Genomic DNA, 13,007 nt, shown 5'->3' with positions numbered 1-13,007 from the left:
TGACAGAGGCATTTGATACAGAGATAAATGTTAAATTTTAAAAAACTTGCATGAGGGATTTAGTCCCAATTCCTAAACGAAATGAGATAACGATGAGATGGAATGATCTGGTACTTCGCCTAATATTAAGCTTTATACCAGATGCTGAGTTATTTTAATTTATGACTATGCACACTTGGTTTGCCAATAAGCATTTGCATAGTTCGACAAGCTTTTTCGGTTTAATACATTGCTAATATTTTGGCTGGCTTGCATCAGTTTCTCTAAGTCAATGCCAGTTTCAAATCCCATGTGTGAAAGCAAATAAAACAGATCTTCGGTCGATACATTGCCGGAAGCTCCTTTGGCATAAGGGCAACCGCCCAGTCCTGCAAGAGACGAGTCAAAAACACGAATGCCTTGCTGTAAAGACTGATAAATATTGGCAATCGCCATGCCATAGGTATTGTGGAAATGTCCTGCTAAAACCTTGCTGTCGAGTTCGGCGAGGCAGGCTTGCCAAACCTTTTGAACGCGATCTGGAGTAGCTGTGCCAATCGTTTCACCTAAAGACACTTCATAGCAGCCTATGTCATAGAGTCGTTTAACCACTTTTATGACTTGCTCAGGGGCAATTGCGCCTTCATAAGGACAATCGACTATACAAGAAACATAACCGCGTACACGGATGCTATGTGCTTTTGCCGCACTCATGACATCGCTAAACTTCTCAAAGCTCTCGTCGATTGAGCAGTTAATATTTTTACGTGTAAAGCTTTCAGAAGCTGCAGTAAACACCGCAACTTCTTTGCATCCTACCGCTTGAGCAGTTTCAAAACCTTTGACATTAGGGGTAAGCAAGCTAAATTGCACATCGGTTGTTTGCGGTAATTGCTTAAATAGCTCGTCACTTTGAGCCATTTGCGGTACCCATTTTGCCGAAACGCATGAACCCACTTCAATTGATTTCAGGCCTGCATTAATCAGGTCATTAATGAAGTTTAAGCGTTGTTCAACAGTTAAAGCCAGCTTTTCGTTTTGGAGGCCGTCTCTGGGACCGACCTCCACTATTTTGACAAATTCACTCATGCAACTTCCTCCTGCGCAGGCTGAAATTCCACAAGCTCATCGCCAGCTTTAACTTGATCGCCGACTTGGAAGTAGGAGTCTACAATCACGCCGTCTTTAGGGGCGCGGATGGTATATTCCATTTTCATGGCTTCAAGCGTCATTAAAATATCGTCTTTCTTCACGCTGTGATTTGCGCTTACTAACACTTGCGTGACCACACCCGGCATTGGTGCTTTTAAATGGCCTTCATCGGCTTGGCTATCTGCTTGATTAAAGTCTTGGCGAATATAAGCAAACTTATAGCTTTGCCCATTTTGGAACAAGGTAATGCCTTGCTGACTTTGGTTAAAAGATAGCTTTTGCTGAGTTCCATTAATTTGAACAGAAGCAGTATGTGCATCAAGCAATTGGCCAGAAATCGGGTAGCTTTGACCGTTATATTCTGCGGTGAATTCACCTTCATTTGAAGCAAATTTAATTTGAATATTTTGGTTTAAATAGTTCAGTTTGATATTGTGCTGATAAGCAATATTTAAACGCCAAAGTGGTTGAGCCTGCCAAAGCTGTTTTTGGCTTGAACTGTTGTTATTAAGTTGGCTTAAAAACTCAATAAATGCCGCTGCTACCACCAGTTCCGGTTTGATCTCTTCAGGGCTAAACAAGAAGTTTTGTTCACGTTGAATCAGGTTGGTATCAAGCTTGGCTTGTTTAAACGATTCGCTACGAACAATCTTTTCCAGAAAGGCAATATTGTTGCCTAAACCATCGACATGGAATTGGCTTAGGGCATGTTGCATTTGAATGAGCGCAGCTTCACGGTTTTTACCCCATACGATCAGTTTGGCAATCATTGGGTCGTAATAGGTCGTGATTTCATCGCCTTCAACAATACCGCTGTCTACACGCACATATTGGTTTTGAGTTGGGTAATGCAGATAGTCAATTTTACCAATTGCAGGTAAAAAGCCTTTTTCAGGTTCTTCAGCGTAAATACGTGCTTCGAGCGCATGTCCGTGAATTTTTAATTCGTTTTGTAGTTTAGGTAAAGGTTCACCATAAGCTACACGAAGTTGCCATTCAACTAAGTCTTCACCTGTAATCATTTCAGTGACTGGGTGTTCGACTTGTAGACGAGTATTCATTTCCATGAAATACGCTGTACCGTCTTGTTCCACAATAAACTCAACCGTACCAGCACCGACATAATTTACCGCACGTGCCGCATCAATTGCCGCTTGACGCATTGCATCGAGTTTTTCGCTTGGCATTTGTGGGGCAGGGGCTTCTTCTAGCACTTTTTGGTGACGACGTTGTACAGAGCAGTCGCGTTCAAACAAATGTACATAATTGCCATGTGTGTCACCAAACACTTGAACTTCAATATGGCGCGGTTGAATCACATAACGCTCAATCAAGACATCATCATTACCAAAGCTCGATTTGGCTTCACGTTTACAAGAGGCTAAGGCATGCAGAAAATCTTCACTGCGTTCAACCAGACTCATGCCTTTACCACCACCGCCAGCACTGGCTTTAATTAAAACAGGATAACCAATTCGGTCTGCCTGTTGCTTTAAAAAGTCGGCATCTTGGTTGGTTCCGTGATAACCCGGTGTTAAAGGAACACCTGCTTTTTCCATTAAAGCTTTCGAGGTCGCTTTTAAGCCCATTGCTAAAATGGCATCCACTGGTGGGCCAATAAAGCAAATATTGTGCTGTTGGCAAGCGAGTGCGAACTGGTCATTTTCAGAAAGGAAACCGTAGCCAGGATGAACCGCTTGGCTACCCGTATCAATTGCTGCTTGAATAATGCGGTCGGCTTGTAAATAACTTTGTGTTGCAGGGGACTGACCAATATAAACCGCTTCATCGGCAAGTTTGACATGTTGTGCATTTGCATCTGCATCGGAGTAGACGGCAACTGTTCTAATACCTAACTTTTTAGCTGTGCGAATTACACGGCAGGCAATTTCGCCACGGTTCGCAATTAAAATCTTTTCAAACATGATGATCGTCCTTAATTGTTGTTATTCGAGTTAGAAACCCAAGCAGGCTGCTGTTTATTTAAAAAGGCACTTAGACCTTCTTTTGCCTCGCTGCCTTGACGAACTTGAGCAATATGATGTGCTGTCTGTTGCAGCAAGTCATTGCTCATGGTCTGGTTGCTCACCATTTGAATGAGTTGTTTTGATGCCGCTTGAGCATGCGGACCACCGAGTAATAGAGCATCAATAATTTCTTGAACTTTTTTATCTAAGTCTTCGGCATCTGCAACTTCGTGGGCCAAACCGATATGTTTGGCTTCACGTGCTGAAATTCGCTCGGCAGTTAAGAAGTAACGAGAGGCTTGTCTTGCGCCAATTGCACGAATTACATAGGGGCTAATGGTTGAAGGAGCAAGGCCTAAACGAACTTCAGAGGTTGCAAACTTAGCATCTGTGCTGGCAATGCAAATATCGCATGCCGACGCCAAGCCCATGCCGCCACCAAAGGCAATGCCATGTACTCGGGCAATGGTCGGTTGCTTAAGTGTTGCAAGTGCATCAAGCATTTGTGCAAGTTTTAATGCATCTGCTTCATTTTCTGCTGAAGATGCCTGACCTGCCTGTTTCATCCAGTTCAGGTCGGCACCTGCCGAAAAGCTTTTGCCGCGACCCGCTAAAACTACAACACGAATGTCATCACGTGTATTGATTTGCTTAAAGCAAGCATGTAACTCTTCAATGACGGTGGTGTTGAATGCATTGTGCAATTCAGGGCGATTCAGCCAAACATAGGCAAACTGACCTTGTTGTTCGAGTTGTAAAAATTGATAGCTCATATACACCTCTTACATGCGGAACACGCCAAATTTGGTTGGCTGGGTTGGGGCATTCATAGCAGCAGCAAGACTTAAACCAAGTACCTGACGAGTTTGAGCTGGGTCGATTACACCGTCATCCCAAAGACGAGCAGAAGCATAGTATGGATGGCCCTGACGCTCGTATTGTTCACGAATTGGTTGTTTAAATTCATCTTCTTGTTGAGCTGACCACTCGGCACCTTTTTGCTCAATCTGATCACGTTTTAAAGTCGAGAGTACGCTTGCTGCTTGTTCGCCACCCATCACTGAAATACGAGAGTTCGGCCATGTCCATAAAAAGCGTGGTGAATAAGCACGGCCACACATACCGTAGTTACCTGCACCAAACGAACCACCAATAATCAGGGTGAGTTTTGGTACATTTGCGGTTGCAACTGCCATAACCAGTTTGGCACCATTTTTTGCGATCCCTTCATTTTCATACTGGCGACCAACCATAAAGCCCGTAATGTTTTGTAGGAATAACAATGGAATATTGCGCTGAGTGCATAGCTCAATAAAGTGCGCACCTTTTTGTGCAGACTCAGAAAATAAAATTCCGTTATTGGCAATAATGCCGACTGGCATACCGTAAAGTGAAGCAAAACCCGTAATTAATGTTGAACCAAAACGTGCTTTGAACTCATCAAAACGAGAGCCGTCTACAATACGTGCAATCACTTCACGAACATCAAAAGGTTTACGCGCATCGCTTGGCACTACACCATAGAGTTCTGATGCATCAAATAACGGTTCATCAACTTGTTTATTTAAGTCGTTTGGCTTTTTATTTAAGTTCGCAACAATGTTGCGTGCAATCGCAATTGCATGTTCATCATTTTCAGCTAAATGGTCAGCTACACCCGAAAGACGTGTGTGTACATCACCACCGCCTAAGTCTTCACTACTCACCACTTCGCCTGTTGCGGCTTTTACTAGAGGAGGGCCACCTAAGAAAATCGTACCTTGGTTACGGACAATAATGGTTTCATCAGACATGGCAGGTACATAAGCACCACCTGCGGTACAGCTACCCATTACCACAGCAATTTGGGCAATACCTAGGCTCGACATGCGTGCTTGGTTATAGAAAATACGCCCGAAATGATCGCGGTCTGGGAAAACCTCATCTTGCATTGGCAAATACGCACCGCCTGAATCCACCAAATAAATACAAGGCAAGTGATTTTGTTCAGCAATTTCTTGTGCCCGTAAATGCTTTTTAACTGTAAGGGGATAATACGTTCCGCCTTTAACCGTTGCATCGTTGGCAACGATCATGCAAGTGATGCCGTTGACCTGACCAATACCTGCGATTACGCCCGCAGCAGGAACATCATCTTCATAAACGTTGTACGCTGCCAATTGACCAATTTCTAAAAATGCCGTACCGACATCAACCAGTTGATCAATACGTTCACGGGGTAAAAGTTTACCTCGAGCCAGATGTTTTTGGCGGGCATTTTCACCACCGCCTAAAGCAATACGCTGGGCAACTTGTTTGAGATCTGTGACCAATGTTTGCATGGCTTGCTGGTTTGTTTTGAAGTCTTCGCTTCGAACATTAATCTTGCTTTGTAATTGGTTCATAAGATGCGTCCTTATTTATAATTATTATTTGGTTTCATTGAAGAGTTCGCGGCCAATCAACATACGGCGAATTTCTGAAGTCCCTGCACCAATTTCATAAAGTTTTGCATCGCGCCATAAACGTCCAGCAGGGAATTCATTGATATAACCGTTGCCGCCTAAAGTTTGAATTGCTTCACCAGCCATCCATGTCGCTTTTTCGGCAGAATATAAAATGGCACTTGCAGCATCTTTACGTAGGCTGCGGTCATGGTCAGCTTTGTCACATGCAGCACCAACAGCATAGACGAGTGCTTTACATGCCAACCAAGTTGAATACATATCGGCAAGTTTGCCTTGCATAAGCTGGAATTCACCTAAAGCTTGGCCAAACTGTTCACGTTGGTGCAAGTATGGGATTACCACATCTAGGCAGGCATCCATAATGCCTAAAGGTCCGGCACTTAAAACTGCACGTTCATAGTCCAAACCACTCATCAGTACTTTTGTGCCGTTACCAACACCGCCGAGTACGTTTTCAGCAGGTACTTCTACATTGTCAAAGAACAGCGGGTAAGTGTTAGAGCCACGCATACCGAGTTTGTCTAAATGGTTGCCGTGACTAAAGCCTTTCATGCTTTTTTCAACTAAAAAAGCAGTCATGCCTTTTGCGCCAGCTTGCGGATCAGTTTTAGCGTAAACCACGAGTACATCTGCATCACCGCCGTTAGTGATCCACATTTTTGAACCATTTAAAACGAAGTGATCACCTTTTTGTTCAGCACGTAATTTCATGCTGACGACATCAGAACCTGCATTTGGTTCAGACATTGCAAGGGCACCAACATATTCACCGGAAATCAATTTTGGTAAATATTTCTGTTTTTGCTGCTCGTTACCGTTACGGTTAATTTGGTTTACACATAAATTAGAATGAGCACCGTAAGACAAACCAATGGCTGCCGAAGCACGAGAAATTTCTTGCATAGCAATAATATGAGCTAAATAACCCATATTGGCACCGCCATATTCTTCAGAAACCGTCATGCCTAAAAGGCCCATATCTCCGAATTTTTTCCAGAGATGTGCAGGGAATTTGTTGTCTTGATCAACTTGTTGGGCAATTGGTGCAATTTCCTTTGCACAAAAAGCGGCTACCGAATCTTGAAGCGCAATTAAAGTTTCATCTAGACCGAAATTCAAGCTGCGTAGGTTCATGATATTTTCATCCTATTGGTTATATTTGTTGTCCATAAAATATTTTGTGGGTATTTGATAAGTAACATACAATGATTTTTTGAAAAAGTGAATACAGATTCATAAAATGATTTACAATTCATTTTATTTGTTAGAGAATAAATTATGAGCTATAAACGATCATCTTTAATGCAAGAGCGGATGGAGCAAAATCGTAAATCGATTTTGAATTCAGCCAGAAAAATAATTTCAGAGGGAGGATTTAAAGACGCGCAAATACAAACTATTGCAGAGCAAGCGGGTGTATCTAGTGGACTGGTTTATCGCTACTTTGATAATAAAAGCCAAGTGCTAATTGAAGTTTTGTCAGAGGCTATTAATACAGAACTATTGGTGATTGATTCGATTACCGAAAGTGAGTTATCGGCAAAGCAGAAATTACACAAGGCGGTGGCAACCTTTGTAAAACGGGCACTGAATAGTCCTCAGCTTGCATATTCACTCATGTTTGAACCCGTCGATTCAACGGTTGAACATGAGCGTTTTCGTGTGAAGCAATTGATTAAACAAAGTATTAAAAAAATACTTGCGGATGGAAATGCAAGTGGTGAGTTTGTCTTGGATGATTTAAACACAGCCGCACTTTGTGTTGTCGGTGCCATGACCTATGTGGTGGTTGAACCCCTAGACCCAGCTCAAAATACAAAGTTTGATCATGCGCACAAAGACTATTTTTCAAAACAGATTGCTGACTTTTGTGTAGACGCTGTGCAGAAGAAATAGGGCATATAAAGGTTAAAACAACACAAAATAAGTAGTTTGGAAAAGTAGTTGCAGTAACAACAATTAGATCAGGTAAGAAGAGAATTAGAAGAATCAAGGAGAATGATTCAATGCAACAAGAACGGTTAAGCTACGCCTCGGGACCAAGCACACAGCCCTTATTGGGTATGACCATTGGTGAACAATTCGATCAGGCCTGTCGGCAATATGCAGAAAAGGAAGCAATCGTCAGTTTCCATCAAAACAGACGATTAACCTATAAAGCTTTACAGGATGAAGTAAACGCTTTTGCTTGTAGCCTTTTAAAATTGGGATTAAAAAAAGGAGATCGCTTAGCGATCTGGTCACCTAACTGTGTGGAATGGACGGTAACCCAATTTGCAGCTTTTAAAGCAGGGATTATTTTAGTCAATCTAAATACAGCTTATAAAAGCCATGAACTTGAATATGTATTGAATAAAGTCTCATGCAAAGGATTGATTATTGCTTCTCAATTCAAAACGACTGATTACCAAGAATTACTCACAAAAATTGCCCCTGAATTATCTAATAGTCCAGATAAAGTGCTCAGTTCAGCGCGACTGCCACATTTGAAATTTGTGATTAAAATTGATGACCAACAACATACGGGTATTTATCGCTTTAGTGATTTAGTTGCTACACCAACTTCTGAACAGCTAGAACAATTAAAACAATTAGCGAAGCAACATCAGTTTGATGAAACCATTAATATTCAATTTACTTCAGGTACAACAGGTAACCCTAAAGGGACCATGTTGACCCATCATAATATTTTAAATAATGGCTATTTTGTGGGGGAAGGCATTCGTTTAACCCCTCAAGATAAAGTCTGTATTTCTGTGCCGTTGTTTCATTGTTTCGGCATGGTCATGGGGAATTTGGCATGTGTTACGCATGGCGCAACTATGGTCTATCCATCGGCGGTATTTAATCCTTTAGAAACTTTAAAAGCGATTCATCAAGAACGCTGTACGGCAGCTTATGGCGTGCCAACCATGTTTATTGCCACCTTAGAACATGAACAGTTTAATGAATTTGATCTATCGAGTTTAAGAACAGGAATCATGGCAGGTAGTCCTTGTCCACGTGAAATTATGCAACGTGTCATAGATCGCATGCACATGTCTGAAATCACGATTTGTTATGGCATGACTGAAACTTCACCAGTGAGTGTACAAAGTTCTGTAAATGATTCGATTGATAAACGAGTAAGCACAGTTGGACATGTTCATCCGCATGTTGAAATTAAAATTGTCGATTTAGAAGGGCAAATTGTTTCGCAAGGCACTTTGGGTGAGTTATGTGTTCGTGGTTATTCAGTAATGGCGGGTTATTGGGGCGAAGAAGAAAAGACTCGAGAAGTGATTGATTCAGCTGGTTGGATGCACACGGGTGATATTGCCGAAATGGATCAAGACGGTTTTATTAAAATTAAAGGCCGTATTAAAGATGTCGTGATTCGTGGTGGGGAAAATCTCTTTCCAAAAGAAATTGAAGACTTTTTATATACTCATCCAGATGTGAGTGATGTACAGGTCATTGGGCTGCCAGATGCGAAATATGGTGAAGAACTCTGTGCTTGTATTATTTTGCACGAACATCATCAAATTGATGAAGACAGTATTCGCCAATTCTGTAAAGAGCATATCTCTCATAATAAAGTGCCGCGCTATGTCCGATTCTTTAATGAGTTTCCAATGACTGCTTCAGGCAAAGCACAAAAGTTTAAATTGCAGGAAATTATGCGAGCTGAACTTAATTTAACGGGCAATGTCTTTGACTAAAGAATTCAAGAGTCTAGTCAAAGTGCAGCAAACTATAAATGTAAAAGCAATTTAAATAGAGGGAAAACAAAATGGCAAAAGACTTTAATAGCCTAAAGGTAGTCGAAGGGTATGACCAACATATTCGTAAATTGATTCCGGGCTATGAAGTGATCCATCTACAGGTGGATGCCATTTTGCAGTCGATGTTGCCGCCAAATGCTCATATTTTAATTGTGGGCTGTGGTACGGGTTATGAACTCGAATATTTACTTAAACGACATCCCGACTGGAAATTTACAGCAGTTGATCCATCTTTGACTATGCTGCAAAAAGCCCAAAAACAGGTTGAACTTTTAGGTAAATCTTCTCAAGTCACCTTTGTTCATGGTGAAACGTCAGCTTTACCTCTTGAGAATTGCTTTGATGCTGCACTTTCTATACTGGTGGCTCATTTTATTTCAGATGAGATAAAACCTGTTTTTTTTAAGAATATTTATGATCGTTTAAAAGAAAAAGCAGTATTGCTGACCTACGATTTAATGACTTGTGTAAACCCACAGCAGCTTCAAGCACTACGTTATTTATGCTTGGCTCAAGGTTTAACGGAAGAGCAATGTCAAAAAATGTTAGAGCGTATGGACCAAGACTTTTTTAGCCTAACTACTGAAGGATATATAAAACTTTTAGAAAAAGCTGGTTTTGAAAGGGTGCAATCTTATACGCAAATTTTGACGTATCAGGGATTTATTGCAAAAAAATAATAGGTTTGGGAAAGTGTTAATACAGATGTAAAACCTACATATTCTCAATGAGGAAGAGAATATAAAAACTGAAAAAAATTAAAAGATTTAGCTTTACTTAAAACAAATTAAAAAGTGGTTTTTAGGCCGCTTTAGGGAGGTTTTGTCTAAAAAATATGATCGAAGGTCTTTCTTGTAAAAGAAATACAAAATTTTAAACACCTATTTTAGATAGGTACCTAACAAAAGGGATGTCGAGATCTTTAAGTCTAATTAAAGATCAAAAGGAAAATTTCATGATGAAAGTTTTAAATACAACGGTTCAAAAAAGCCTGTTGGCTGTTTCAGTCACCCTGTGTGTGTCTTCTGCTTTTGCAGGTCAAACAGATCCTGAAATAGCACAACTTCGCCTAGAAGTGAAAGAGTTACGGGCTATGTTACAAGCTAACATGGAAGCGCAAAAATCTTTATCGCAAGGGCGAGTGGAATTAGCAAATTCAGTAACTCCTCAAGCCGTATTGCCAATACAGCAAGGTTTAACCAAGTCTGGTGCAGAATTTAACTTATACGGTTATATACGAGCAGATGCTTCTTATCAAATGAAGGGGGCATCTACGATGTATAACAATATTAGCGGTGTTCCACTTGAGAACACGCCAGAAGAGTCTGCACAAAAAGACCAGTTGCATAGCACCGTTAATGTGACACGGTTTGGGCTGAATTTTAAAACCCCAACTGCTGCGGGTGAGGTAGGCGGGAAACTGGAAATGGACTTCTTTGGGGCAGCCACTCGTGATCAGTTTCGGATACGCCATGCTTATTTAACCTTTAACAAATGGCTCGTCGGTCAAACGTGGTCAACCTTTATTGCTCCCGAATATTATCCGGAAACGATTGATGCAGGCACATTTGTAGGAAGTGCATTATTAAGATCGCCACTGGTTCGTTATAGCGATAACTTAACTGCCAATACAAGTTTTGCTGTATCGGTTGAAGACCCGAAATATACTGCTGCATCAGACCCCGATAACAAAATGCGTTTACCAGCTTTGGTTGGACGTTTAAATCATAAATTTGCCAATGGTTCGATGCTATCGGGGCGTAGCTTTGTTGCCGAAAAGAGAACCAATAATGATGAGGAAATGTCTTGGGGTGTTGGCTTCGGCGGTAAATATCAGATTACGCCCGATACATTACTTAAAGCCGATTATTACCATGTCAAAGGAGATGGGCGTTTCCTACTATGGAGTAATAGCGGCTATGCAATAGATGATCAAAACAATATACACAGCAATGAATTTGATACCGTTTCTTTGGGTATCACTCATCAATTTACGCCACAAATTCGTTCAACCTTGGGTTATGGCTATATGAAAGCCAAAGATGATAACCGTTTTGCTGAATTACAACGTAATAGCACCACTCAAAATAAAGAGCTTTGGCAGGGCTGGGTGAATGCACTTTATAACCCATATAAACCAATTACCTTGGGCGTCGAATATGTTTATGGCGAACGAGAAACTTTTGATGGTCGTAACGGGATTGATAGCCGATTCAATATGATGGCGAGTTATGACTTTTAATTTATTCAGCAAAACCTTGAATAATCTGTTTTTTCTTTAGGGTGCAATATGTCGTTTTAAAAAATTGAATATGAATTTATCTCACAGAGGAGGTGAGTAAATGACAACATCTAAATTAAATGTAAATGAAGTTATTGATCAGGCCAAATTTACCCCTTTTCACTGGAGTATTTTGCTTTGGTGTTTATTAATTATTATTTTTGACGGTTATGATCTGGTGATTTATGGCGTTGTACTGCCTTTGCTGATGCAAGAGTGGTCGTTAACAGCTGTACAAGCGGGGATGTTAGCAAGTACTGCACTGTGCGGAATGATGTTTGGAGCAATGTTCTTTGGAACTTTGGCAGACAAAATAGGCCGTAAAAATGTAATTTTAATTTGTGTCACTCTTTTTAGTGGTTTTACCTTCTTAGGTGCTTTTGCATCAAGCCCACTTGAGTTTGGGGTACTTCGGTTCTTGGCGGGACTAGGCATTGGTGGGGTCATGCCAAATTTAGTGGCACTTACCTCGGAGTACGCACCTAAACGTATACGCAGTACGCTGGTGGGGACCATGTTTAGTGGTTATGCGATTGGGGGAATTCTTTCAGCCTTAATTGGTAGTTATTTGGTTGAAAGTCAGGGGTGGCAAATTATGTTTTTAATTGCTGGTATTCCATTACTTTTATTACCTGTCATTTGGAAGTTTTTACCTGAGTCTTTAACCTTTTTAGTTAAAACAGGTAAAACTGAACAGGCACATAAAATTATTCAAAAAATTTCACCTGAACAAACCTTAACCATCAACACGCACTTAATGCTTAATGAAGATAATGTGCCAACAGGTAGCTCTGTAAAAGGATTATTTCAACAGGGCCGTGCATTTAATACACTCATGTTCTGGCTCGTATTCTTTATGTGCTTACTCATGGTATATGCCTTAAGTAGCTGGTTACCAAAACTCATGTTGGCAGCAGGGTATTCACTCGGAAAGAGTATTTTATTCTTGCTTGCTCTAAATGTTGGCGCGATGATCGGTTCAATCGGTGGTGGGATTTTGTCTGATAAATTCCACTTAAAACCTGTAATTATGGGAATGCTGCTAGCGGGTGTTCTGGCACTGGTTGGTTTAGGTTTTAACTCACCAGCTTATGTTTTATATGGTTTGGTGACTGTGGCAGGAGCGGCAACGATTGGTACCTCAATTTTGCTTTATAGCTATGTGGCGCAATATTATCCATTAAGTGTGCGTTCTACTGGAATTGGCTGTGCTTCTGGTGTTGGTCGTATTGGGGCAATTGTTGGTCCTATCTTAACGGGTCTGTTATTAGGTTTTGAACTACCACATAAGATGAATTTTGTGATGATCGCAATCCCTGCAATTTTAGGACTTTTTGCTGTCATGGTACTCCGAAGACATGTAGCTGAAAAACAGTCCATTACACCAAAACTTAACGTCGAGTTAGAAGGTAATTAA

The 13,007-nt window shown here is 41.0% G+C and carries 10 protein-coding genes; 5 read left to right on the top strand and 5 right to left on the bottom strand.

All coding sequences use genetic code 11. The annotated features are described in order from the left end of the window. Positions 1 to 165: 165 nt before the first annotated feature. The 5 genes from POD11_RS00120 to POD11_RS00100 are packed head-to-tail and all read right to left on the bottom strand — an operon-like array spanning position 166 to position 6,679. A complete protein-coding gene (locus tag POD11_RS00120) occupies positions 166 to 1,068 on the bottom strand; it encodes a hydroxymethylglutaryl-CoA lyase (protein ID WP_262455881.1) in 903 nt (300 codons plus the stop codon). Next, positions 1,065 to 3,056 carry an acetyl/propionyl/methylcrotonyl-CoA carboxylase subunit alpha gene (locus POD11_RS00115; RefSeq protein WP_262455880.1) on the bottom strand — a complete coding sequence of 664 codons (1,992 nt, stop codon included), beginning with the start codon at positions 3,054 to 3,056 and terminating at the stop codon, positions 1,065 to 1,067. Before POD11_RS00115 ends, POD11_RS00120 begins: the two co-directional genes overlap by 4 nt. A gap of 11 nt (positions 3,057 to 3,067) precedes the next feature. Beyond that, positions 3,068 to 3,871 carry an enoyl-CoA hydratase/isomerase family protein gene (locus POD11_RS00110; protein WP_262455879.1) on the bottom strand — a complete coding sequence of 268 codons (804 nt, stop codon included), beginning with the start codon at positions 3,869 to 3,871 and terminating at the stop codon, positions 3,068 to 3,070. A 9-nt stretch (positions 3,872 to 3,880) separates the two neighbouring features. Then, positions 3,881 to 5,482 carry a carboxyl transferase domain-containing protein gene (locus POD11_RS00105; RefSeq protein WP_262455878.1) on the bottom strand — a complete coding sequence of 534 codons (1,602 nt, stop codon included), beginning with the start codon at positions 5,480 to 5,482 and terminating at the stop codon, positions 3,881 to 3,883. Positions 5,483 to 5,506: 24 nt separating this feature from the next. Beyond that, on the bottom strand, positions 5,507 to 6,679 hold the full coding sequence (locus tag POD11_RS00100) for an isovaleryl-CoA dehydrogenase (protein ID WP_191899311.1): 1,173 nt from the start codon (positions 6,677 to 6,679) through the stop codon (positions 5,507 to 5,509). A 144-nt stretch (positions 6,680 to 6,823) separates the two neighbouring features. Between POD11_RS00100 and POD11_RS00095 the strand changes: the two genes are divergently transcribed. From POD11_RS00095 to POD11_RS00075, 5 genes are all read left to right on the top strand, one after another. Beyond that, positions 6,824 to 7,441 (top strand): TetR/AcrR family transcriptional regulator, encoded by a 618-nt coding sequence (locus POD11_RS00095; RefSeq protein WP_004793061.1) that lies wholly within the window; start codon positions 6,824 to 6,826, stop codon positions 7,439 to 7,441. A gap of 110 nt (positions 7,442 to 7,551) precedes the next feature. Beyond that, a complete protein-coding gene (locus POD11_RS00090) occupies positions 7,552 to 9,246 on the top strand; it encodes an AMP-binding protein (RefSeq protein ID WP_262455877.1) in 1,695 nt (564 codons plus the stop codon). Positions 9,247 to 9,317: 71 nt separating this feature from the next. Next, complete coding sequence (locus POD11_RS00085; RefSeq protein WP_262455876.1) at positions 9,318 to 9,989, top strand: class I SAM-dependent methyltransferase; 672 nt, start codon at positions 9,318 to 9,320, stop codon at positions 9,987 to 9,989. A 278-nt stretch (positions 9,990 to 10,267) separates the two neighbouring features. Further along, positions 10,268 to 11,551 carry a DcaP family trimeric outer membrane transporter gene (locus POD11_RS00080; protein ID WP_262456274.1) on the top strand — a complete coding sequence of 428 codons (1,284 nt, stop codon included), beginning with the start codon at positions 10,268 to 10,270 and terminating at the stop codon, positions 11,549 to 11,551. A gap of 100 nt (positions 11,552 to 11,651) precedes the next feature. Next, positions 11,652 to 13,007 (top strand): MFS transporter, encoded by a 1,356-nt coding sequence (locus tag POD11_RS00075; protein ID WP_239968567.1) that lies wholly within the window; start codon positions 11,652 to 11,654, stop codon positions 13,005 to 13,007.

Origin of the sequence: Acinetobacter sp. P1(2023) (genome assembly GCF_028367635.1) — a bacterium.
In the GTDB taxonomy this organism is placed as follows: Bacteria; Pseudomonadota; Gammaproteobacteria; order Pseudomonadales; family Moraxellaceae; genus Acinetobacter; species Acinetobacter pittii_E.
The sequence above is the reverse complement of the archived record's forward strand: the minus strand, read 5'-3'. Positions and strand labels throughout refer to the sequence as shown.